This window comes from Bradyrhizobium zhengyangense, from assembly GCF_022012555.1.
GTDB classification, from domain to species: Bacteria; Pseudomonadota; Alphaproteobacteria; order Rhizobiales; family Xanthobacteraceae; genus Bradyrhizobium; species Bradyrhizobium zhengyangense.
Window position 1 is genome coordinate 912819 of sequence record NZ_JAKLTZ010000003.1, and the last position, 21282, is coordinate 934100.

The 21282-nt window shown below is 63.4% G+C and carries 19 protein-coding genes; 6 read left to right on the forward strand and 13 right to left on the reverse strand.

Features of this window, described 5'->3' with window-relative positions; genetic code table 11:
- Window positions 1-177 precede the first annotated feature (177 nt).
- The 6 genes from ntrX to L6639_RS14965 form a co-directional block, all read right to left on the reverse strand.
- Window positions 178-1548 carry a nitrogen assimilation response regulator NtrX gene (ntrX, locus tag L6639_RS14940; RefSeq protein WP_237862435.1) on the reverse strand — a complete coding sequence of 457 codons (1371 nt, stop codon included), beginning with the start codon at window positions 1546-1548 and terminating at the stop codon, window positions 178-180.
- Window positions 1549-1565: 17 nt separating this feature from the next.
- The gene (locus L6639_RS14945) at window positions 1566-3980 is read right to left on the reverse strand and encodes a sensor histidine kinase NtrY-like (RefSeq protein ID WP_237862436.1); all 2415 of its coding nucleotides are present in this window, start codon (window positions 3978-3980) and stop codon (window positions 1566-1568) included.
- 349 nt (window positions 3981-4329) lie between these two features.
- On the reverse strand, window positions 4330-4500 hold the full coding sequence (locus L6639_RS14950; protein ID WP_237862437.1) for a hypothetical protein: 171 nt from the start codon (window positions 4498-4500) through the stop codon (window positions 4330-4332).
- A gap of 26 nt (window positions 4501-4526) precedes the next feature.
- Window positions 4527-4877, reverse strand: a complete 351-nt coding sequence (locus L6639_RS14955; RefSeq protein WP_237862438.1) for a phasin — start codon at window positions 4875-4877, stop codon at window positions 4527-4529.
- A gap of 16 nt (window positions 4878-4893) precedes the next feature.
- Entirely contained in the window at window positions 4894-5757 is an 864-nt protein-coding gene (locus L6639_RS14960) for an alpha/beta fold hydrolase (RefSeq protein ID WP_237862439.1), read from the reverse strand.
- 9 nt (window positions 5758-5766) lie between these two features.
- Window positions 5767-8274, reverse strand: coding sequence for an alpha/beta hydrolase (locus L6639_RS14965; RefSeq protein WP_237862440.1), 2508 nt, complete (start codon window positions 8272-8274; stop codon window positions 5767-5769).
- 131 nt (window positions 8275-8405) lie between these two features.
- On the opposite strand from L6639_RS14965, the gene L6639_RS14970 reads away from it, so the two are divergent.
- The 5 genes from L6639_RS14970 (at window position 8406) to L6639_RS14990 (ending at window position 11791) form a co-directional block, all read left to right on the forward strand.
- Window positions 8406-9332, forward strand: coding sequence for an alpha/beta fold hydrolase (locus tag L6639_RS14970; RefSeq protein ID WP_237862441.1), 927 nt, complete (start codon window positions 8406-8408; stop codon window positions 9330-9332).
- Window positions 9329-9925, forward strand: a complete 597-nt coding sequence (locus tag L6639_RS14975; protein ID WP_237862442.1) for a hypothetical protein — start codon at window positions 9329-9331, stop codon at window positions 9923-9925. The genes L6639_RS14970 and L6639_RS14975 overlap by 4 nt, the downstream gene beginning before the upstream one ends.
- A 93-nt stretch (window positions 9926-10018) precedes the next feature.
- Window positions 10019-10666 carry a CoA transferase subunit A gene (locus L6639_RS14980; RefSeq protein ID WP_237862443.1) on the forward strand — a complete coding sequence of 216 codons (648 nt, stop codon included), beginning with the start codon at window positions 10019-10021 and terminating at the stop codon, window positions 10664-10666.
- Window positions 10667-10669: 3 nt separating this feature from the next.
- On the forward strand, window positions 10670-11320 hold the full coding sequence (locus L6639_RS14985) for a 3-oxoacid CoA-transferase subunit B (RefSeq protein WP_237862444.1): 651 nt from the start codon (window positions 10670-10672) through the stop codon (window positions 11318-11320).
- A 12-nt stretch (window positions 11321-11332) separates the two neighbouring features.
- Window positions 11333-11791, forward strand: a complete 459-nt coding sequence (locus L6639_RS14990; RefSeq protein WP_237862445.1) for a MaoC family dehydratase — start codon at window positions 11333-11335, stop codon at window positions 11789-11791.
- A 6-nt stretch (window positions 11792-11797) separates the two neighbouring features.
- Here the strand turns inward: L6639_RS14990 and fabI are convergent, their stop codons facing one another.
- Genes fabI through L6639_RS15010 form a run of 4 tightly spaced genes read right to left on the reverse strand, consistent with a single transcriptional unit; the run spans window position 11798 to window position 17014 of the window.
- Window positions 11798-12586, reverse strand: coding sequence for an enoyl-ACP reductase FabI (gene fabI / locus L6639_RS14995; RefSeq protein ID WP_237862446.1), 789 nt, complete (start codon window positions 12584-12586; stop codon window positions 11798-11800).
- Window positions 12583-13797, reverse strand: a complete 1215-nt coding sequence (locus L6639_RS15000; RefSeq protein ID WP_237862447.1) for an acetate/propionate family kinase — start codon at window positions 13795-13797, stop codon at window positions 12583-12585. Before L6639_RS15000 ends, fabI begins: the two co-directional genes overlap by 4 nt.
- 5 nt (window positions 13798-13802) lie before the next feature.
- Complete coding sequence (locus L6639_RS15005; protein ID WP_237862448.1) at window positions 13803-14762, reverse strand: phosphate acetyltransferase; 960 nt, start codon at window positions 14760-14762, stop codon at window positions 13803-13805.
- 29 nt (window positions 14763-14791) lie between these two features.
- A complete protein-coding gene (locus tag L6639_RS15010; protein ID WP_237862449.1) occupies window positions 14792-17014 on the reverse strand; it encodes a DUF3141 domain-containing protein in 2223 nt (740 codons plus the stop codon).
- Between the two features lie 179 nt (window positions 17015-17193).
- Here L6639_RS15010 and L6639_RS15015 point away from each other — a divergent pair, with 179 nt between their 5' ends.
- Entirely contained in the window at window positions 17194-17340 is a 147-nt protein-coding gene (locus L6639_RS15015) for a hypothetical protein (RefSeq protein WP_237862450.1), read from the forward strand.
- A gap of 187 nt (window positions 17341-17527) precedes the next feature.
- Here L6639_RS15015 and ntrC read toward each other — a convergent pair whose 3' ends face one another.
- The 3 genes from ntrC to dusB are packed head-to-tail and all read right to left on the reverse strand — an operon-like array spanning window position 17528 to window position 21147.
- On the reverse strand, window positions 17528-18970 hold the full coding sequence (ntrC, locus tag L6639_RS15020; RefSeq protein WP_237862451.1) for a nitrogen regulation protein NR(I): 1443 nt from the start codon (window positions 18968-18970) through the stop codon (window positions 17528-17530).
- Between the two features lie 9 nt (window positions 18971-18979).
- Window positions 18980-20149 carry a two-component system sensor histidine kinase NtrB gene (locus tag L6639_RS15025; RefSeq protein WP_237862452.1) on the reverse strand — a complete coding sequence of 390 codons (1170 nt, stop codon included), beginning with the start codon at window positions 20147-20149 and terminating at the stop codon, window positions 18980-18982.
- On the reverse strand, window positions 20146-21147 hold the full coding sequence (gene dusB, locus L6639_RS15030; protein WP_237862453.1) for a tRNA dihydrouridine synthase DusB: 1002 nt from the start codon (window positions 21145-21147) through the stop codon (window positions 20146-20148). Before dusB ends, L6639_RS15025 begins: the two co-directional genes overlap by 4 nt.
- Between the last annotated feature and the right edge of the window lie 135 nt (window positions 21148-21282).

Sequence of the window (21282 nt, forward strand, 5' to 3'; positions counted from 1 at the left end):
TTCCGGTCGCCGCTCCTCATGAGATCCCCCTCGGAGGAACAGCTGGCCGATTAGAGGACAGGTGGACATTTTAGGCAAGCCGCTTCGCGCGGCACAACGCGCCCTATTTCTCCGAAAAACTACGGAAATAGATGATTTTTCTCAGATATCACGCAAGAGCGGCCGCGACGTCGGGCCTTAGCCAACTCCGAGCGCTTTCAACTTCCGGTGTAGTGCCGACCGTTCCATGCCAACAAACTCGGCCGTACGAGAAATATTTCCTGAGAAACGGCTGATCTGGGCAATCAAATAGTCGCGCTCGAACACTTCGCGTGCCTCTCGCAGCGGCAGGCCCATGATGTGCTCGCCATTGTTGCTGGTCGGCATCGCCGGCACCATCGAGCCGACGTCCTGGGGCAGCATGTCGGCGGTGATGATCACCTCCGGACCGCCCGCGGCCAGAATCATGACTCTCTCAACGTTGTTGCGAAGCTGGCGCACATTGCCCGGCCAGACATGCGATTGCAGCACCGCCATCGCGTCCTGGCCGATCTGGCGCTTGGGCAGGCCGCTGCCGGCCGAGATCTGCTCCATGAAATAATCGATCAATTCAGGAATGTCCTCGCGCCGCTCCGACAGCGCGGGCACGCGGATCGGCACCACCGAGAGACGGTGATAGAGGTCCTCGCGGAAATGGCCGGCCGCGATCTCCTCCTCGAGATTGCGCGCGGTCGACGAGATGATGCGGACGTCGACTTGCACCTTGGCGGTGCCGCCGACGCGCTGGAACGACTGCTCCACCAGCACGCGCAGGATCTTGTTCTGGGTCTCGCGCGGCATGTCCGCGATCTCGTCGATGAACAGCGTGCCGCCATGCGCTTCCTCGAGCGCACCAGGCTTGCGCGGATGCTCGCCGTTGGACTGCTCGACGCCGAACAGCTCGTGCTCCATCCGCTCCGGCGTCATCGCCGCCGCATTGATGACGACGAACGGGCCGTCGGCGCGACCCGAGGCCGTATGCAGCGTGCGCGCGGTCAGTTCCTTGCCGGCGCCGGCGGGACCGACGATCAGGATGCGGCTGTTGGCCTTGGCCGCGCGCTCGATGGTCTGGCGCAGCTGGTTCATGCTCGGCGAGCGGCCGACCAGCGAGCTTGCGCTCGGCGCGAGCTGCTTCAGCTCCTTGACCTCGCGCTTGAGGCGCGAGTTTTCCAGCGCTCTGGTGGCGACCAGAATGAGACGGTCGGCCTTGAACGGCTTCTCGATGAAATCATAGGCGCCGCGCTTGATCGCGGCGACGGCGGTCTCGATGTTGCCGTGACCGGAGATCATCACCACAGGCAGATCGGCATTATCCTTCTTGACCTGCTCCAGGAGCTGCAAGCCATCGAGCTTGGAGCCCTGCAGCCAGATGTCGAGGAACACCAGATGCGGCCGGCGGTTGGCGATCTCGGCCAGCGCCGAGTCGCTGTCGCGCGCGGTCCTCGTGACAAAACCCTCGTCTTCGAGGATGCCCGCAACGAGATCCCGAATATCGGCCTCATCATCGACAATCAGAATTTCACTTGCCATGGGTCGCGCCTGTCTTCTCAGCTGCCTGTGGAGGCTTCGATTTTCTTAGAATCATTGGTCTTTTCAGCCGGCTCTTTGGTTTCGGCCGCGGGCTCTTTTGTTTCCTGCGCCGTAACGGAGTCCTTGGCCGACTCTGTCGTCGTTGGCTTGACCTCGGGCGTGGTTGCGCCTTTGGCCACGGCCGGCACGGGCTCGGCACCTTCGGCCTTCTTGGCCTGGCCGGAGATCGCAAAGCGCATCCGCATCCAGGCGCCGCGCTGGCCTTCGCGGAAGTCAGAGGCATCCTTCAGCTCGATACGACCGCCATGGTCTTCCAGCACCCGGCCGACGATGGCAAGGCCAAGGCCAGTGCCCTTGGCGCGCGTCGTCACATAGGGCTCGAGCAGCCGCGAGCGCGCGACCTTGGGCAGGCCGATGCCATTGTCGATGACGTCGATCAACACGTCCTCGCCCTCGCGCGACACCACGACGTCGATGCGGCCCTTGCCGAGCTCTTCCGGCGGGACCTGCTCGATCGCCTCGGTGGCGTTCTTGACGATATTGGTGACCGCCTGCGAGATCAGCCGGCGGTCGAACTGGGCGCGCAGCGGATCTTCTCTGAACTCGGCCTCGATATCGAGTTCGGGATGGGCGACCTTCATCAGAAACACCGCCTGCCGCACGGTGTCGGCGACGTCCTCACCTTCCATGACGGGTTTCGGCATCCGCGCAAAGCGCGAGAATTCGTCGACCATGCGCCTGATGTCGTCGACCTGGCGCACGATTGTGTCGGTGCACTGGTCGAAGATCTGCTTGTCCTTCGCCTCGGTGATATCCTTGCCGAACTTGCGGCGGATACGTTCGGCCGACAGCTGGATCGGCGTCAGCGGGTTCTTGATCTCGTGGGCGATGCGGCGCGCGACATCGCCCCAGGCCGAGGTGCGCTGCGCCGAGACCAGCTCGGTGATGTCGTCGAGCGTGATGATGTAGCTGTCATGCGGTTGGTTCTTCTCGGCGCTGACACGGACCGAGAGATTGCGCTCGGTGCCGTCGCGCGTGATGGTGATCTGGCCCTGCACCAGGCGCTGGGTCCCTTCCCGCGACGCCTTCATCATCTCGTCGAGCTCGGGCAGCACGTCGGAGAGCGGATGGCCGAGCGTCTCGGCCTCGGAATGCCCGATCAGCTTCTCGGCGGAACGGTTGAGGATGCCGACGCTGCCCGAGGTGTCGACGCCGATAATTCCGGCGCTGGCCGACGACAGCACGGCCTCGATGAAGCGACGGCGGCTGTCGATGAGATCGCTGGCATTGACGAGCTCATCGCGCTGGCTGCGCAATTCCTGCGTCATCTTGTTGAAGGTCTCGCCAAGCTGGGCGAGGTCGCCTTCCGATTTGTGCACCTGCACCTTCACATGGAGGTCGCCGGTCGAGACGGTGTGGGCTGCGTTCATCAACCGTCGGATCGGCGCCACCAGCGAGTTGGCGAAGCTGAGCCCGATCAGCACCGAGGCCATCAAAATGGTGAGCGCGATCACCGCGAACATCAGCGCGAACGCGACCTGGATTCCGAGCTTGCGCGACTCAATCTGGGCATATTCGGCAACGCTCAGCTCGGTCTGTCTGAGTTGCGCGACGACCCTTGGATCAAGAGGGCGCGCGACGTAGAGGAAGGTATCGGTGAAGCCCTTGAGCCTGATTACGGCTGCCACCAGATTTTGATCGGGCAGAACCGCGATTTCGGGCTCGTTCTCGTTGACGTTCTGAAGAAACTCCGGCGCAGGCGGCGCGAAGGTGAGCGGGACACCGCCGGTTTCCGCCGACAGGATCGGATTGGCGTCCTTGCCCATCAGCATCGCGCCCGGCAGGTTACGTGCCGCTGCGCTCGAGGTCAGCAGTTGCAGGAACGACTGCCGATCCTGGTCAAACAGCAGCGGAACGCGCGAGATGTCGTTAGCCATGCCGAGAATGTCGCCGCGGATCACTTGCGCGTGCTCCTGCATGTAGGCGCGCGCGATGATCAGCGAATTCTGGATGACTTCCTTGGTCGGTCCAGAGAACAATCGGTCGAGGCCGCGTTCGATCGTGACGTTGGCGACGACGGAAACAAGCACCGCCGGCAGCACGGCGACGATCGAGAACAGACTGACGATCTGCACGTGCAGCCGCGCCGCCGCCCGCCCGCGCCGGCGGGCCTGGATCATCTGCCAGACTTCGCGGACAATGATCCCGATCAGGAGCAGGATGGTGCCCGCATTGATCGCCAGGAAGGAGCTGACGACCTCCCGAGTTGGCTCGATGCTGGTCAGGCCAGTTAAAACCAGGAAGGTCAGAAGCGCCGACAGCAATGCGAGAGCCACGGCAAACGGGCCCAGCCAGCGCCTTACCGACCAGCGCCGGGGCTCTTCGGCTGGGGCCGAGTCAAAGGATGCGGCCGAGGTATCTGCGCTGGTCATTCCGGCAATGGGTGCTGAATACGGGGTCCGCTTGGGCGGAGACTGATGTATTCGTACCACATTGTTGCTAAGACGCGACAGTGTCAAATAGCCACGTGATCTCAGTAGCTTGCCGAATTCAACTTCTTCTTTTAGCCATGATTTCCCAAAACGGAGAAGCCGGGATTCGAGTGCTCCTCGCGGCAGGGCCCCTCGCCGGCAGCTGCTCACGGAACCAGCCCCGTCCGCCATGACCTGCGAGCCCGCGGTCCGCGCCAGATCAATTCCCGGCCTGCCGTGAGACTCCCGCGACCCGGTAGGACATTCCTTGACTTGGGTGACGTCAGCTGATTGCCACGGCGCTGCCAGCTCAATCCTGCTTGCGCCGATCGAGGCGTTTTCGCTGAGCCTTCATACGCCTGATCTCCTCGTTCAGCTCGTCGGTCTTTGCCTCGAGCCGTTGATCTCTCGACACCTGCTGATCGGCGCTGCGCAGCTTCTCGATGGTCTTTTCGACCGAGAGCTTCCTGATTTCAGCCATGACCTTCTCCAACCGGGTGATGTGGCTCAGATTTTGGTACCGAACATGGCGCTCGCCGCCTTCATCGCGGACTCGCCCATGGTCTTGGCCTGGTCGGTGAGCGCGCGCATCTGGTCCTGGAAGAACTCGGATTGAATCTTGAGCGCATCCTGCACGTCCTGGGCCTGGATGAGCTTTTCGCCGAGATCGAACGTCGCCGAGACGTTGTGCTGCATGCGGGCGCAGATCTCCTTTGCCTGACCGGCAATCGGCAAGGACGAAGAGCCAAGCCCCTTCTCCAGGAGGTCAAAGTATTCCGCATTCGCCTTGCGCAAGCGTCCGAGCGTTTCTCCGAGCATCGTTCGGATTGCTTCTGCGGATGGGTTGATCTCAGCCATGGCCTCTCTCCTGTGGTTATGCAGCAAGTCCCCCGAAGCAGGCGCCGAAATAGCCGGCATAGAGCGCCGGCATTTCCAGGTTCATCGAATGTCCGATCCGGGGCACGATCACGAGGCGGCAGTCCGGCATCGCTTCTGCCATCGTGCGTAGGTCAGCCGGCGGGATCCAGCCGTCCCATTCGCCCCACAGCACCAGATGCGGATGCCGCAGCTCTTTCATACGGCGCTCGAGCTCGCGGCTTTCTCTTTCCCGCGTCAGATTGATCGGCGTCCCGATCCAGATGCCTTCCGAGACGCCAAAGGTCTGGTCAATGATGCGGTCGAACAGCGCCTGGATCTCGCCCAGGCCTTCGCGGAAGCGAGGCACGGCGTTCGGCGCCATGCTGTCTGGTACGAACAGCGAGGAAGCCGCGGTCGCCATGACCGTCCGCGTCAGCTCCCTATTCGCCATCATCGCCCGAAACAGGCCGATCTGATCGGCATTGAAGGCCATGCCGAGCGGCGTCACCGGATCGAGCGCGAACACGCGGCCAAAGCGCTGGGGCTGCGCCAGCAGCATGCGCGCCGCAATGATGCCGCCGGTCGAATGCGTGGCGAGATGGCAATAGCCGATCCCCAGCGTATCGAGCGCGGCGATCATGTCATCGGCGTGCTGCTGCATGGAATAGTTTGAATAGTCTGCCGCAGGCTTCGGCCGATCGCTGTCGCCGCAGCCGCGCCAGTCGATGCCGATGACACGGAGGCCCGAGGGAAACAGCGGTGCGGCGAGCTCGATCCAGTCCTTGCTGGCGAGATTGCCGTGGATGAAGACGACGGTGACGTCGCCCTGTCCCCACTCCCGCCAGCCAAGCTGAACTTCTCCCGCCTGCACCCGTGGCATCAACCGATCCTATTTGTTCAAGCCAGCCGTGGGCGCAGCGCCAGGCGGGGTCGGCGCCACGGGGATGGCCGAGGCGACGGCGCCCTTGATCATGCGGTCGGTGCCCAGTGGCGATGATGTGTCCACGCGTCCCTTGATCACGAAGTCGACGACATCGGCGGAATACTCCACCGGGTTGTCGGTGTGGATGAAGTGCCCCGTCTCTGGATAGATCTTGAGCATCGGCCGGTTGCCGGCATTGGTCATGCGCGACATGAACGGCGTGATGACGTCGCGTCCGAGATCCGTCAGTCCGTTGAAGGCCGGCGTCGGAATGAACGGTTCCTTGTCGCCGAACGCGAGGAAGATCGGCGCCTTGATCTCCGTGACCCGCTCGTAGAGGTTCTTCGGATCATCCTGCTGAAGCTCGGATCCGATTGTGTAGATGTCGAAGATGAAGACGTTGCACCATTGTTCGAGCTCCTTGGGGTTGCCCTTGGTGAGCCCGACGCGCTGCTCGGTATGGAAGCGCGCATACTCGCTGTCGCTGAAGAAGTAGCCGCTCTTCGCCGCCGACACCACGCCGGTGTCGGGATCACGCTTCTTGAAATAGAAGAAGTCGCGGATGCCCTGCTCGTCACGGGCCTTCTCAGCAGCCAGGATGCCAGTCTGGTCCCAGATCTGCCTCCACTTGTCGAAGTCGCGGCCGAGACCCGGCTGGAACAAAGGTGCTTTCTTATCCTTCGCAATGGTGATGTCGCGCGGGTATTCCTCGAGTCCTGAAGGCGCTTCGAGTGCAAGCCCCTGCACCGCGTCCGGCCAGGTCAGTGCATAGCCCATCACGAACTGGCCGCCGAGCGAGTGGCCGAGATAATAGGCCTTCTTGACACCGAGCTGGTTGACGACGAGATCGTAGATGGTCTCGCGCATGTCCTGCATGGTGCGCGCCGGGCTCTTGTCGAGATTGCCCGGCCCCGACATGCCGTAGCCCGGCAAGTCAGGAACGATCACGCGCAGGCCGCTGCGCAGCGCGTATTGCATGATGTTGCCGTAGTGCCCGCCGAAGGCGCCCTTTCCGTGGATGATCACGAGCACCTTCGGGTCCTTATCGGTGCCGGCATACTCATCCATGTAACCGATCTGCCAGGTATTGCCGATCTTGTCTTTGGCATTGGCGTACTTGACCGGATAAGGATAGGTCACGAAATCCTTCCAGAAGGATTTGCCCGGATCGATCTTTTCGGCGACGCCCGGAACGCGATAATTTTTGTCGACAAACAACTGGGCGCGATCGAGCGCCGCCACGTCGTCCATGAAGGCGACGAACTTGGGATCGTTCTTGCGCTGGTTGATGATCGGGAACACGCCGTAATGGGCGACCGGGCTTTCCTGCGCGATCAGGTCTGCCCCCGGCACGCGATCGACAGCCTTCTGTGCCAGCTTGAAGTTGAGCCAGAGATCGTTGGTGATGTGCATCACCAGCGTGCGCGCCTGGATACGGCCGAGATAGGGATTGATGTTGTGGGTCTCGCCGACCCGATTGCGCCAGACGAGATCGACGGCGTCATAGAGCTTGGCGCGGTTAGTGACATTCAGGCCCGCCTTCTCGTTCGGGGGATCCCAGTAGAAGATTTCAGGCTGGACGGCCTTCCAGTCCTGGGTCGTGCGAAAGGCAAAATCGTATCCGGTCATTCCCAGGATCGACCAGCCGAACGCGACGCCCGGCACCGGATGCTTCTCCTTGGGGAGCTTGTAATAGTCACCCTTGGTCGCCTGCCAGACCGGGTCGCCCTCGATCGCCGCCGTCATCATCTGGAAGGTCCAGTTACCGACAGGGTCGTCGCCGTCTGACTGCGTCGTGCCGCCGATCGGCATCAGCGCGTTGATATATTCCGGATGCATCACGCCCCAGACATAGGTCTGCGTGCCGCCCATGGAGACGCCGGTCACGAGCGCAACGCGCGCGACCTTCAGCTCGTCCCGTAGCAGGCGATAGTTCGCCTGCACCATGTCGTAGTAGCTGTATTGCGGAAACTTGATGCCAAGACCGTCTGACGGCTTGCTCGCACCCCAGGTGCCGAGCGGATCGACCATGATGACGTAGTAGCGGTCGGTGTCGATCGGCCGGCCCGGGCCGATGATCGGAACACCGCCCGAGAGTGGCGCGCCCTTGACCCACTGCTCATACATGTCCGTGGAGTCGCCGGAATAGTAGGAATTGACGACGACGGCATTGGTGATTTCGCCCGCGGCATTGCGCCGCGCGTTGCCGATCGCGATGTAACTGGTGCGAAGCTTGCCTGCGCCGAGCGATTCCAGCGTGACGCCGCCCTCGCCGCCAAACTCCCATTTGGCGGGATCGGACAGGTCATATTTACCGCCCAGCCTGAAGTTCGCGATCTCGTAGGTCTTCTTCAAACCATCATGTTGCACTTGCGACGAACGCCGCGTGAAAGGTTGTGCAACTGCCAGCGACATGCCGACGAGCAGCAGGATGAGGCCGACGAAACCGCGCCTTACGAATCCTCTCCCGATCATGATGGAGTCCTCCTCCCTTGCGCATTTTGACGGAACGCTAGGCAGGCCGATCGGGCGAGCTTTGATCTAACTCAATGGAATGCGTCCCGTCGGATGAAGGATCGCGCAATCAAAACCTGCTGGCGAACGCAATGCCCTTCCTCAGTCATGGCTCGTACCGGATTCGCTATGAGCTCGACGGTCCGGCCGACGCGCCGGCCTATGTGCTCGTCAACGGGCTCACACAATATGCCGAGCTGTGGGCGGCCTATCGTGATGCTCTGCTGGCCCGGCACTTTCGCGTCGCCACATTTGACCTGCTTGGCCAGGGCGTCTCGGACAAGCCGGCGCTCTTCATCAATCAGGACGATCATGTCGCCGTGCTTCACCAACTGATCAGCGCGCTCGGCGACGGACCCGTCTTCCTCAGCGGCATCAGTTTCGGCGGCCTGATCGCGCTGCGCTATGCCATCGAACACGGCAAGCGTCTGTCCGGGCTGGTGCCGATGAGCTGCTTTGCCGAGCTGTCGCCGCAGCTGCTCTTGATCGGCAACGCACTGCGTACCGGCCTCATCCTCGGTGGCACCAGTTACCTCCAGGACCTGCTGCTGCCAATGAACCTGTCTGACCAATGGCTGGAACCGCTGCTGGACAAGCTCGACAGCGTCAAGCGGCAGGGTTGGCTCGTCAACGACGTCTATGCGCTGCAAAACCTGATGGAGTCCTTTCTCGACTTCCATCCGATCACCTCGCAGCTTTCGTCCATCGCCGTCCCGACCATGATACTGAATGGCGAATTCGACTTCCTGACTCCCCGCTCCCTGCACGAGACGCTTCGCGTCGAAATCCCCGACAGTGCGTTGGTGATCATTCCGGAGGGCTATCACGCCTTCACCCTCGAGAAGGGAGCGCTCACCGCAGATCTGCTCGCGCGCTTTGCCGAGGACGTGCTGGCCGGGCGCTGGAAGGGCAACAAGGCGGTCTTGATTGCGCCCGACGAGCCCGGCGGCGAGCTTTCGCCGTTTCCGGCCGGCTACGACCATCTGCGCGCGATTCCCGTGCAGAGGCCCTCGCCATGAGCAGCTTCCTCGGGCCGCTCGACGCTGACGGTCGTGTGCCGCCGCACCAGCAGACGCGCGTGGCTGCTTTCCTGATCTCGGCGCATGGCGCGCTCGCACGGCAATTCGCGCTGGCGCTGCCGTTACGGATCGAGGCCGCCTGGCAGACCGAATTGAACGCCCAGTTCTACCGCGAGTCCGAGATCGTCTCGTTGCTCCAGCGCGCGACCACCTGGGTGCCGGATATCGCCCTGGGCTACATGGCCGCTTCGTGGGAGACGACCTGGCTTCCTCCGGCAATCGAATTGACCGGGGATCGCAGTCTTGCGCCTGCCGTCCATCTGGCCACGCTTGCGCATGCCGTTCATGCCGCCATCCGCCCGGCAGCGCTGCTGCCGACCGAGGCCAGCCCGGCTGATCCCTTCGTCCTGGCGTTGCGTCGCATCGAGTTCGAGAGCGGCCGCTTGCTCCAGGCGCAAATCCTGTTCCTGAAAGGGCCTGAGCTCGTGCCCTTCCGCGATGCCGTCAGCGCGACGCTGGAGCAGCGGCACAATGAGATGCGCAGGCTCTGGCGCGAGATGTTGGCGAGCATCGGCATCGACATACGCGAATGATCGGAAGCCTTGACGCAGATCAACGATGGAAATCTGCCGTCCCGGAACATTCCTCCAACACCATGTCCGCTCCTGCCGATCGGAGTTCCATCGATGAAGGCCGTTTCCATCGAAGAAGCCGTTGCGATGATCCCCGCCGGGGCAAGCCTCATGGTCGGAGGTTTCATGGGCGTTGGAACGCCGGAACGTCTGCTCGACGAACTCGTGCGGCAGAAGAAGACCGGGCTAAGCCTGATTTGCAATGATGCAGCCACCCCGGGCAAGGGTGTCGGCAAGCTGTTCGATGCGGCGCTGGTCGCTCGCTTGACTGCCACCCATATCGGCCTCAATCCCAAGGCGCAGCAACAGATGCTGGCGAACCAGATCGCCGTCGATCTCGTCCCGCAGGGTACTTTCGTCGAGCGCATTCGCGCAGGCGGATGCGGTCTCGGCGGCGTTCTGACCCCCACCGGAGTCGGCACGTTGGTTGCCGAAGGCAAGCGTGAGATCGAGGTCGACGGCAAGCCATTCCTGCTGGAGACCGCTCTGCGAGCGCAGTTCGCGCTGGTGCATGCATTCCTCGCCGACTATCTCGGCAACCTCGCCTACGCGCTGACGTCACGCAATTTCAATCCCGTCATGGCGATGGCCGCCGATACCGTCATCGTCACCGCGGAGAACATCGTGCCCGTCGGAGTTATCGCGCCCGATCACGTCGTGACGCCGGCACCGCTTGTCGACTACCTCATCACCAACGGGTGACACATGGACCCGCAGATCATCATCGCCCGGCGCGTCGCCAAGGAGCTGAGAAGCGGCAACCTCGTCAATCTCGGGATCGGAATCCCGACGCTGGTCGCAAATTACGTTCCAGCCGATCTCAAAGTGTTCTTCCAATCCGAGAACGGCTTGATCGGCACCGGCCCAATTCCGGAGCAAGGCCTGGAGCACCCGACGCTCACGGACGCTGGCGGCCGTCCGATCAGTGCGCTGCCGGGCGCTGCGACCTTCGACAGCGCGATGTCGTTTGGGCTGATCCGCGGCGGCCATGTCGATATCACCGTTCTCGGAGGCCTCCAGGTTGATGCGCACGGCCATCTCGCCAACTGGATGATCCCGGGCAAGATGGTGCCCGGCATGGGCGGCGCGATGGATCTCGTGACGGGCGCCAAGCGCGTCATCGTCGCCATGCAGCATGCGGCCAAGGGCAAGTCCAAGATTGTCGCCAAATGTACGCTGCCGCTGACCTCGGCGCGGCCCGTGAATCTGGTGGTCACCGACATGGCCGTGATCGGCTTTCCCGACGGCAAGGCAACACTGCTGGAAACCGCTCCCGGCGTCACCGTCGGCGAGGTCCTGGCGGTGACCGAAGCCGAGCTCGCGATCCCTCAATCCGTGCTGGAAATGAAGATCTGAGGAAGCCAGGCCATGCGGATATTCAGCGACTTCAACGACATCAAATCCGCCATTGGTATCGAGATCGGCGTCAGCGACTGGGTCGAGGTGTCGCAGGATCGTATCAACCAGTTCGCGGCCGCGACCTGCGACGAGCAGTGGATCCATGTCGATCAGGAGCGCGCCAGCAAGGAGATGCCTGGCGGCAAGACCATCGCCCACGGCCTGCTCTCGCTGGCGCTGGCGCCCCTCTTCATCCGCTCCGTGATCGGCCTGAAAGGTTTGCGCAACACGCTGAATTACGGCGCCGATCGCATCCGCTATCTGGCGCCGGTTCCGGCCGGCTCAAAGCTGCGCGGCCGCGTCACAGTCGCGGAGGCCGAGGACGTGCCGCCGGATGGCCTGCGCGTCAACTATCATCTCGTCATCGAGATCGAGGGCGGCAAGAAGCCCGCCTGCGTCGCCGAGCTCATTGCCTTGCATTATCGTTGAGCGCGCTCAATCGATGATGTGATAGCCGCCATCGATATACAGCACGCCGCCGGTGATCAGCTTGGCGCCGTCGAGCGCGAGGAAAGCGGTGGCATTGCCGACATCGTCGATGCTGACGAGACTACGCGACGGCGCCTTGGATTGCGCCTTGTCCATCAGCTCGTCGAATTCGGGAATGCCCGAGGCGGCACGGGTCGCAAGCGGTCCCGGCGAGATTGCGTGGACGCGGATGCCCTTCGGACCGAGTTCCGCTGCAACATAGCGGACGGAGGCTTCGAGCGCGGCTTTCGCCACGCCCATGATGTTGTAATTCTCGACGACCATCTGGCTGCCGTAATAGGTCATGGTGAACAGCGTGCCCCCGTTCTTCATCAGGGGTTCGGCGAGATGGGCCATCCGCAAGAACGACCAGCACGACACGTCCATGGTCTTGAGGAAGCCGTCGCGACCGACGTCGACGACGCGGCCGTGCAGCGCTTCCTTGGGTGAGAAGGCGATGGAATGGAGCAGGAAATCGAGCTGTCCCCATTCCGACGCGATGCGTTCGAACACCGCCTCAGTCTGGCCTTCAGCCATGACGTCGAGCGGCATGAAGATCGGGGCTTCCAGCGCCTGCGCCAGCGGCTCGACATGCCTCTTGGCGCGATCGTTGAGATAGGTCACGGCGAGATCCGCGCCGAGCGCGCGGAACGCCCGCGCGCATCCCCAGGCGATCGACTGGTCGTTGGCGATGCCGACGATCAGCCCCTTCTTTCCCTTGAGGGCCACCTTGCTGTCCGGAAATACGGGGATCATGACACCCTCTCAGGTCTAGCGTTGAGCGATTGGCCGTTCATCAGCAGCGACAGCGTGTGCTGTGCGATCATCAGCTCCTCGTCGGTCGGAATGACATAGACGGGGATGCGGCTGTCGGCATGGGAGATCAGCCGCGCATGGCGGGCGTTCTCGCCTGCATCGAGCACTGCACCGAGCCATTCGAGCCTGGCTGCAACGCGCGCGCGGATCGATTCCGAGTTCTCGCCGATACCGGCTGTGAACACGAAGGCATCCAGCCCTTGCAGGGCCGCAGCCAGCATTCCGGCGTTGAGGGCGATCCGGTAGACGAAATAGTCGATCGCGAGCCTTGCTTGCGGATCGTCGCTGGCCTCCAGCTCGCGCATGTCGTTGCTGATGCCGGAGAGGCCTTTCAGGCCGCATTCGCGGTAGAGGAAGTCCTGCACTTTCGAAGGCGGCATGCCCTTTTCGGAGATCAGATAAAGCAGCACGCCTGGATCGATTTGTCCGGGTCGCGTTCCCATCGGCAGGCCGTCCAGCGCCGTGAAGCCCATGGTGCTCTCGACGCTGCGGCCGTCCATGAGCGCGCACATCGAGGCCCCGCTGCCGAGATGGGCGACGATCACGCGCTGCTTCGCGATCGCGGGCGCGACGCCCGGCAGCGTTCGGGCGATGTACTCATAGGACAGGCCGTGGAATCCGTAGCGCCTGACGCCTTCGGCGTGGAGCTGATGCGGAATGGCATAGTGATCGGCGACGGCATCATGGTTGCGGTGAAAGGCCGTATCGAAGCACGCCACCTGCGGCAGCTTTGGGAAATTCGTCAGCAACGAGCGGATCGGTGCGAGATTGTGCGGCTGGTGCAGCGGCGCCAGAGAAACAAATCGTTCGAGGCGGGACACGACGCCATGGTCGATCAGGACCGGCCGCGAATAGTCCGGGCCGCCATGCACGACGCGGTGGCCGACCGCGATGGGCGTGACCTGGAGCTCGTTGCGCAGCCAGTCTCCGGCAACGGCCATTGCCGCCGGAACATCGGGGACCGCCTCGATCGGATAGGCGCGATCGGCCAGGGACTGCCCGCTGGCACCGCCGGCACGCAGGCGCGGCCGGCTGCCGATGCCGTCCATCTGCCCCTTGATCTGCCGGCGCAGCGTGCCCTCGCCTTCGATCGAATAGACCTGGAACTTGACACTCGAGGAGCCGGCATTGACGACGAGGATCGTGTCCATGGCGGTCACGCGGCGACTGTCGGCGCCTTCTGGCGCCGGGCGGATGCGTAAAGCGCTGCGACCGCGCAGGATGCCATGCGCGCGCGCGGCGAGTCCGCGCGCGAGGTCAGCACGACCGGCACCCGTGCGCCCAGCACGATGCCCGCGCCGTCGGCCTTGGCGAAATAAGCGAGATTCTTGGCCAGCATGTTGCCGGATTCGAGATCCGGAACCATCAGGATCTGGGCTCGTCCCGCGACCTCGGAGACGATGCCCTTGATCCGCGCCGCTTCCGGATCGATGGCGTTGTCGAACGCCAGCGGGCCGTCGAGCACGCCGCCGGTGATCTGGCCGCGATCGGCCATCTTGCAGAGGGCCGCGGCCTCGATCGTGGATGGGATCTTCGAGGTGACCGTTTCGACCGCCGACAGGATCGCAACCCGCGGCGTCTTGCCGAAGCCGGCCTGGTTGTAGAGATCGATCGCGTTCTGGATGATGTCGCGCTTGGCGTCGAGATCGGGGAAGATGTTGATCGCGGCATCCGTCACGAAAATCGTCTCGGCGTAAGCCGGCACGTCCATGACGAAAACATGGCTGATGCGCCGGTCGGTGCGAAGGCCGCCCGTCTTCGCCGTGACGGCGCGCATCAGCTCGTCCGTATGCAGGCTGCCCTTCATCAGCAGCTCGCCTCTGGCGGCATGGATCAGCTCGACCCCCTTGGCCGCCGCATCGTCGCTGTGCGCGGCGTCGACGATCTCGAATCCTGAGACGTCGAGATCGAATTTTGCGGCCGTATCCCTGATCTTTTTCTCGGGCCCGACCAGGATCGGCCGGATGATGCCCGCGCTGGCGCTGTCGATGGCGCCGCGGAGTGAGGTCTCGTCGCAGGGGTGCACGACGATGGTCGGTGTCGGGGGCACGGCCTGCGCCATCGCGATCAGCCGGTCGTACTTGCTGCCGGTCTTGTGCGTCGTATCGGCCGACATCGTGTCACTCCCGTTTCCGCCAATCCGCGCTACGACGCTCTTGCCTGCGAGTCGAAAGGGGCAACGTTCGACACCGCCTCGCCCTCCCCGTCCAGGCCGAACAGCCCGGCAACACGGCTCAAGCGATTGGCGCGCTCGCCGGTGATGTCCTCGCTCGCCGACAGTACCTCGCGCATCGCCGCGAAGGCCGCGCGCCGCTGGTTCATATCGGCAGGCAACAGACCCGGAATGGCCGCCAGCGCGCCCTCCCGATCCAGCAGCAGCATGAAGAACTGCTCGCGCACCAGCATCTTGAATTCGGACAACGTCACCCGGGGGCCGGCATGGTCGCGCCTGAGCTGACGCAGCGCCTCGATGCTGCGCTCGTCCACCATGCCGCGCGCGGAGCCGACATAGAGCAGCGCGCGGATGGAGGCTTCACGGAGACCACCCTCGCCGATCTTCGCCTTCAACTCCGCAACACGCTTCGCGAGCATGACGCGATGTTCGTCCGACATCTCGCGGCGGCGTGACGGCACGGAATTGGGATCGATGCCGACTACGGCCTGGAGCGCAGGTGAGCCATAAACGTTGAGGAAGATGGTCTCGCTGAGCGCCTCCTGGGTGTCGCGCCAGCTGTCGAGCGCGTGCACGATCTGCTTCGAGATCTGCTCCTGGAAGGCCAGGAACGGATTGTCCTTCGACACCGGCCTGCGCTTCTCCTCGACGCGATCGGCGACCGCTTTCACCGCAGACATCCAGGGATTCTGGCTGCTGAATGCCTCGTACTGCATCCGCAGCGGATGCATGTTGCGCGCCCAATCCGCCACCTGCGGTGTCACCATCTTCTTGATCCAGGGCTGCACGAACTTCTGATAGGCCGCCAGATTGAGCTCGGAGACGCGCTTGGCGGCCGCGAACCGCCGCTCGTCCTCGGGGGAATTGCCGCCCATGGCCCTGATGTCGTCGAGCGTTCGTGCCTCGCAGCGCATCACCCATTGCCCCGCCGCAAGATCGGCATTGAGCGTCTCGTTGCCCCTCGCCTCGAACGTCGCCTCGTAGAGCCCGGGCGGAAGCACGTCGATCAGGTCGATGTTGCTGGAGAACTCGGCATGCTCCTTCTTAGCGACGCCGCCGGACACGAAGATGCCGAGATGGCCGATGCTGTCGTGAACGGTGTAGACGATGGTCTGACCGTAGGCCCTGATCTCGTCGATATCGGCATAACAGTCGAGGATCCAGTCAAGCGCCTGCTGCGGCGGGGTGACGTTGTCGCCCTTGGAGCAGAACACCACGATCGGCGAGCGGATGTTGCGCAGATCGACTTTCTGGCCATCAGACATCTCGATGCGGCCGGCCGCGAGATTGTTGCCGATGAACAGCTCGTCGACGATGAACTGGATCTCTTCCGCATTGAGGTTGACGTGGCCGCCCCACCAGCGCTCGAAATCGAGATATCGCTCGGCCTCGCTGTCGACCTTGGAATAGACGTTGTACTGCTTCGTCCAGAGCGTGTTCGACGGGTTCTGGTTCTCGAAATTTTGCACCAGCCAGGCGCCGTCGAACTTGCCGGCGCCGAGATCACTGGCGAGCGCGGTAAGCCAGCTTCCGCCCAACAGGCCGCCCGAATAGCGCATCGGATATTTGCCGTGGACGCCGGCCCAATAGGCGAGCGGCGCGCCAGCGATGATCAGCGGCCCGAACAGTTCCGGCCGCAGCGATGCCAGGATCATGACCGCCCAGCCGGCCTGACAATTGCCGATGACGCAGGGCTTGCCGTCCGCGTCGGGATGACGGCTGATGACAGTTTCAAGAAACTTCGCTTCGGCCCGCGCGACGCGCTCGATCGTCTGGCCCGGCATGGGTTCGGGCAGGAACCCAATGAAATAGCAGGGATGCCCCGCCCTCATCGCGACGCCGATCTCGCTGTCCGCCTTGAAACCGCCGATGCCGGGACCATGGCCTGCGCGCGGATCGACCACGACGAATGGTCGCCGGGTCATGTCGATCGTGACATCCTTGGGTGGGATGATGCGCACCAGTGCGTAATTGACGGGCTCGTCCAGCGTGCGGCCGTCCGTGATCAATTCGGCAGCATATTGCAGCACATGCGGTGCTGTTTGCGCGACATGCTCGCGATATTGGTCGCCGCGCTGGCGCATGATGTCCAAAAACAGCACGCTGCGCTGTCCGGCATCGACCAGATACTCCACGGCCGAGGCGACCAGCCCCGACATGGGACCATCAGGCAGTTTCAGATCTTCCATCGCCATCTTCGACCTCATCGTCGTCGTGCAAGGTCATTCAAGGCGAGCCCCCATCGGCCTACGTTGACATAGGTCAACGGTGGGCGGCTTGCGCGCGCAGCCGCTACGCGGAACCCTGTGGGGAAAAGGTAAGAAGACCATGTCCGACGGCGGGAACAGATTCCGGCCCTTCCGGCTTAACCGGCATGGACAGGTTCTTTCTCGCAACGATGGTTTCGGCGGTGCTGCTGCTGATCGTGGCCTCTGACCTTCTGGTCAACGGGCCGAGCAGGCAGGACCAGACCGCGCAGATGGCCAACATCCAGCCGGTCGCAGCTCACTTGCTCAGGTAGGTGCGAGACTGCGCGCTGCACGGGACGACCAATTCGAATGCTCCAACGGAACATTTCAGCCTTATCAGGACTTCTGATCTCCGCGCCTGCCACGAACGGCCAGCGCGATCCGGACAGGCTCAGCTCCGCTGTGGTAGGGGGAGCTGAGCCACCTCCGCGAAAACGTGTATAGCGTTTGTCGCGATGGCTAACCCCCGCTCCTGTAGACCTGGATATCGAGATCCCGGATCTTCTTCCGCAGCGTGTTGCGGTTGAGGCCGAGCAGATCGGCGGCGCGGATCTGGTTGCCGCGGGTGGCGGCCAGCGCAGCCGTCAGCAGCGGCACCTCGATCTCCTTGAGGATGCGGTGATAGAGGCCGGGCGGCGGCACGCCGTTCGGGAAACCCTGGAAGTGCGATGAGAGATAGGCCTCCACCGCGCCGCCAAGATTGTCGACACCTTGCTGGACGGCGGCACCCGGGCTGACAGAGGGCGGCGCCAGCTCGCCGTCGATGACGGATGCGGTGATCACGTCCTGCGGATAAAGCGCAGCAAGGCGTCGGGCGAGATTCTCCAGCTCGCGCACATTGCCGGGCCAGCGATGCTGCTTCATCCGCTCAAGCGCCAGCGCATCGAGCTTCTTCGGCGGCAAGCCGTCTTTCTCAGCGAGCGCGAAGAAGTGACGCACGAGATCCGGAAGATCCTCGATACGCTCGCGCAAGGGCGGCAGCCGCAGCGGCACGACGTTGAGGCGGAAGAAAAGGTCCTCGCGGAACAGCCCCTGCTGGATCAGCACACGCAGATCCTTGTTGGACGCAGCAACGATCCGCACGTCGGTCTTGATCGGGGTGCGGCCGCCGACGGTCGTGTATTCGCCCTGCTGAAGCACGCGCAGCAGGCGGGTCTGCGCCTCCATCGGCATGTCGCCGATCTCGTCGAGGAACAATGTGCCGCCCTCGGCCTGCTCGAACCGGCCGGACGCCCGCGTGTTGGCGCCGGTGAAGGCGCCGCGCTCGTGGCCGAACAGCTCGGATTCAATGAGGTCACGCGGGATCGCCGCCATGTTGACCGCGACGAACGGACCGTTGCGACGCTTGCCGTAATCGTGCAGCGCGCGCGCCACCAGCTCCTTACCGGTGCCTGACTCGCCCGTGATCATCACGGTAAGGTCGGTCTGCATCAGGCGCGCGAGAACGCGGTAGATTTCCTGCATCGCCGGCGAGCGGCCGACCAGCGGGATAGCCTCCATCTCGGCGTCATCGTCGGGCGTCGCGACCCGCTCCTTCGGCTCGGCGAGCGCACGGCCGACGATCGCGATCAGCTCCTTCAGGTCGAAGGGCTTAGGCAGATATTCATAGGCGCCGCGCTCGGAGGCGCGGATCGCCGTCATGAACGTGTTTTGCGCGCTCATGACGATGACGGGCAAATTCGGCCGCATCTTCTTGATCCGCGGCAACAGGTCGAAGGCGTTTTCGTCCGGCATCACCACATCGGTGATGACGAGATCGCCCTCCCCCTGGCTGACCCAGCGCCATAGCGTCGCGGCGTTGCCGGTCAGCCTGACTTCATACCCGGCCCGGGAAAGTGCCTGGTTGAGAACCGTGCGGATGGCGGTGTCGTCATCAGCTACGAGAATGCTACCTGCGGGCATCGTTAATCCTCATTTTGCCCCCTGTGATGCAGACGACGACTTCCCGGCAGAGCCGTCGCGACTGCTGTGATCTGCGTGTTTGACCGATGTCGAGTACATCGGCATCAGCACGCGGAAGGTGGTCTTGCGCGGCTGAGACTCGCATTCGATGATGCCCCCGTGATCGCCGACGATCTTCGCGACCAGAGCAAGACCGAGGCCAGAGCCGGTCTGCTTGGTGGTCACGAACGGGTCGAACAGGTTGGGCAGAAGATCGTCCGGCACGCCGGGTCCATTGTCCTTCACGCAGAATTCGAGCGGCAGGGATACCCGGGATTTTTGACCGGGGACTGACAGGCGCACGCCCGGGCGGAACGCGGTGGTGAGCTGGATCTCGGCGTCAGGCACGTCGATCAGCGCTTCGGCGGCATTCTTCACCAGATTGAGGAACACCTGGATCAGCTGGTCCTGGTTGGCCAGCACTGGAGGCAGCGAGGGATCATAGTCTTCGATGAAGCGGATGTTGCGGGCAAAGCCCGACTGCGCCAGCCGCTTCACGTGGTCGAGTACGGAATGGATGTTGACGGGGCCGCGCACCACCGGGCGCTCGTCGCCAAAAACCTCCATGCGGTCGACCAGCGTCACGATGCGGTCGGCCTCATCGCAGATCAGGCGGGTCAGCATGCGGTCTTCGGACGACGCCTGCTGCTCCAGGAGCTGCGCCGCGCCGCGGATGCCCGAGAGCGGATTCTTGATCTCATGCGCAAGCATCGCTGCTAGCGCTATCACCGAGCGCGCAGCGCTGCGGTGGGTGAGCTGGCGATCCATCTTGTCGGCGATGGAGCGCTCCTGGAGCATCACCACGATATGGCCAGGGCGCTCGGTGAGCGGGGCGACATGAAGATCGACCTGGCGGTCGCCGCCCATGCGCGGCGTGCCCAGATCGACCTTGTATTCGTTGACCGGCGAGTTCGACGAGCGCACCTGGTCGATCAGCGCCAGCAAGGGGCTGCCAAACGGCACCAGCTCTTTCAGCGACTGCCGCTTCAGGAACTGCGTCGAGATTTCGAAGAACGCTTCGGTCGCAATATTGGCGGCGACGATCTTGCCGTCCGGCCCGATCATCAGCACGGGGTTGGGCAAGGCATCGAGAATTGCCTCGCTGTCGGCCGGTTTGCGATGGTCAGCGGCTGAGCTCATGCAGCGGCGCTCCATGCAAAATCGTCGAAGGCATCCTGCAACGACCGGTGGACGAGGCCCGGATCCTCGGATGTCAAAATCTTCTGGCGCCAGGCCTTCAACGTCTCGACCGACACGCCGCTGGCTTCGGCCGCAACATCGAGCGCCCAGCCGAGATGTTTGCGCGCATGCTTGAGGCCGACACGCAGGCCATAGAGTGCGCAAACGCCCTCATAAAGCGTGCGGACATAATGCAGCTGCGTCGCGAGCGAGGGCGCGGCTTCGGCCGCCCCACCCTTCAACCGCCGCCCGATCTCGCCCGGCAGCCAGGGCTGGCCGTTGGCGCCGCGACCGATCATCACGGCATCGGCGCCGGAGGCCTCGAGCGCCGCGAGCGCTTTCTCGTAAGACGTGATGTCGCCATTGACGACGAGCGGAATGGAGATCGCCTCGCGTACCGCGCGGATCGCATCCCAATCGGCCTCGCCCTTATAGAACTGGCAACGGGTGCGGCCGTGAACAGTGACGAGCTTGATGCCGGCGGCTTCCGCGCGACGGGCCAGCTCAGGCGCGTTGCGGGTGCGATCGTCCCAGCCGAGCCGCATCTTCAGCGTCACCGGCACTTTCACCGCTGATATCGTCGCTTCGATCAGGCCGACGGCGTGATCGAGGTCGCGCATCAGGGCCGAGCCCGACTGGCCGCCGGTGACGTGGCGGGCCGGACAGCCCATATTGATATCGATGATGTCGGCGCCTTCGGCCTCGGCGATCCGGGCGCCCTCGGCCATCCAATGCGCCTCGCAGCCGGCGAGCTGGACCACATGGGGCCCAACACCGGTCGCTTCGCAGCGCAACCGCGACATGCGGTGACCATTGGCGAGCTCGTCACTGGCCGTCATTTCGGAGACGACCAGGCCAGCCCCAAGCTCGGCGGCCAGACGGCGGACGGGTGAGTCCGTCACTCCCGACATCGGTGCCAGGAAGACCGGATTGGCGATCTCAATATCGCCTATTTTCAATGGCTTAGAGCCTGATACTGCCGAGCCGGTCACAGGGGTCTCGTTGCGTGGACGGCGCCTCATCGCGCCTGCCATGATCTATCTTGCGCACAATTCTTGTGCAGTCAAGCGTCATGCCTACAGTTTAGACAGTTC

Coding starts and splice junctions, on each gene's coding strand:
- L6639_RS15015 (WP_237862450.1), top strand. CDS start 17,194: ATGGACAGGTTCTTTCTCGCAACGATGGTTTCGGCGGTGCTGCTGCTG.
- L6639_RS14960 (WP_237862439.1), bottom strand. CDS start 5,757: ATGCCACGGGTGCAGGCGGGAGAAGTTCAGCTTGGCTGGCGGGAGTGG.
- L6639_RS14955 (WP_237862438.1), bottom strand. CDS start 4,877: ATGGCTGAGATCAACCCATCCGCAGAAGCAATCCGAACGATGCTCGGA.
- fabI (WP_237862446.1), bottom strand. CDS start 12,586: ATGATCCCCGTATTTCCGGACAGCAAGGTGGCCCTCAAGGGAAAGAAG.
- L6639_RS15025 (WP_237862452.1), bottom strand. CDS start 20,149: ATGAGCTCAGCCGCTGACCATCGCAAACCGGCCGACAGCGAGGCAATT.
- L6639_RS15010 (WP_237862449.1), bottom strand. CDS start 17,014: ATGGCGATGGAAGATCTGAAACTGCCTGATGGTCCCATGTCGGGGCTG.
- L6639_RS14970 (WP_237862441.1), top strand. CDS start 8,406: ATGCCCTTCCTCAGTCATGGCTCGTACCGGATTCGCTATGAGCTCGAC.
- L6639_RS14965 (WP_237862440.1), bottom strand. CDS start 8,274: ATGATCGGGAGAGGATTCGTAAGGCGCGGTTTCGTCGGCCTCATCCTG.
- L6639_RS14950 (WP_237862437.1), bottom strand. CDS start 4,500: ATGGCTGAAATCAGGAAGCTCTCGGTCGAAAAGACCATCGAGAAGCTG.
- L6639_RS14980 (WP_237862443.1), top strand. CDS start 10,019: ATGAAGGCCGTTTCCATCGAAGAAGCCGTTGCGATGATCCCCGCCGGG.
- L6639_RS15005 (WP_237862448.1), bottom strand. CDS start 14,762: ATGTCGGCCGATACGACGCACAAGACCGGCAGCAAGTACGACCGGCTG.
- L6639_RS14990 (WP_237862445.1), top strand. CDS start 11,333: ATGCGGATATTCAGCGACTTCAACGACATCAAATCCGCCATTGGTATC.
- L6639_RS15000 (WP_237862447.1), bottom strand. CDS start 13,797: ATGGACACGATCCTCGTCGTCAATGCCGGCTCCTCGAGTGTCAAGTTC.
- L6639_RS14945 (WP_237862436.1), bottom strand. CDS start 3,980: ATGACCAGCGCAGATACCTCGGCCGCATCCTTTGACTCGGCCCCAGCC.
- ntrX (WP_237862435.1), bottom strand. CDS start 1,548: ATGGCAAGTGAAATTCTGATTGTCGATGATGAGGCCGATATTCGGGAT.
- ntrC (WP_237862451.1), bottom strand. CDS start 18,970: ATGCCCGCAGGTAGCATTCTCGTAGCTGATGACGACACCGCCATCCGC.
- L6639_RS14985 (WP_237862444.1), top strand. CDS start 10,670: ATGGACCCGCAGATCATCATCGCCCGGCGCGTCGCCAAGGAGCTGAGA.
- L6639_RS14975 (WP_237862442.1), top strand. CDS start 9,329: ATGAGCAGCTTCCTCGGGCCGCTCGACGCTGACGGTCGTGTGCCGCCG.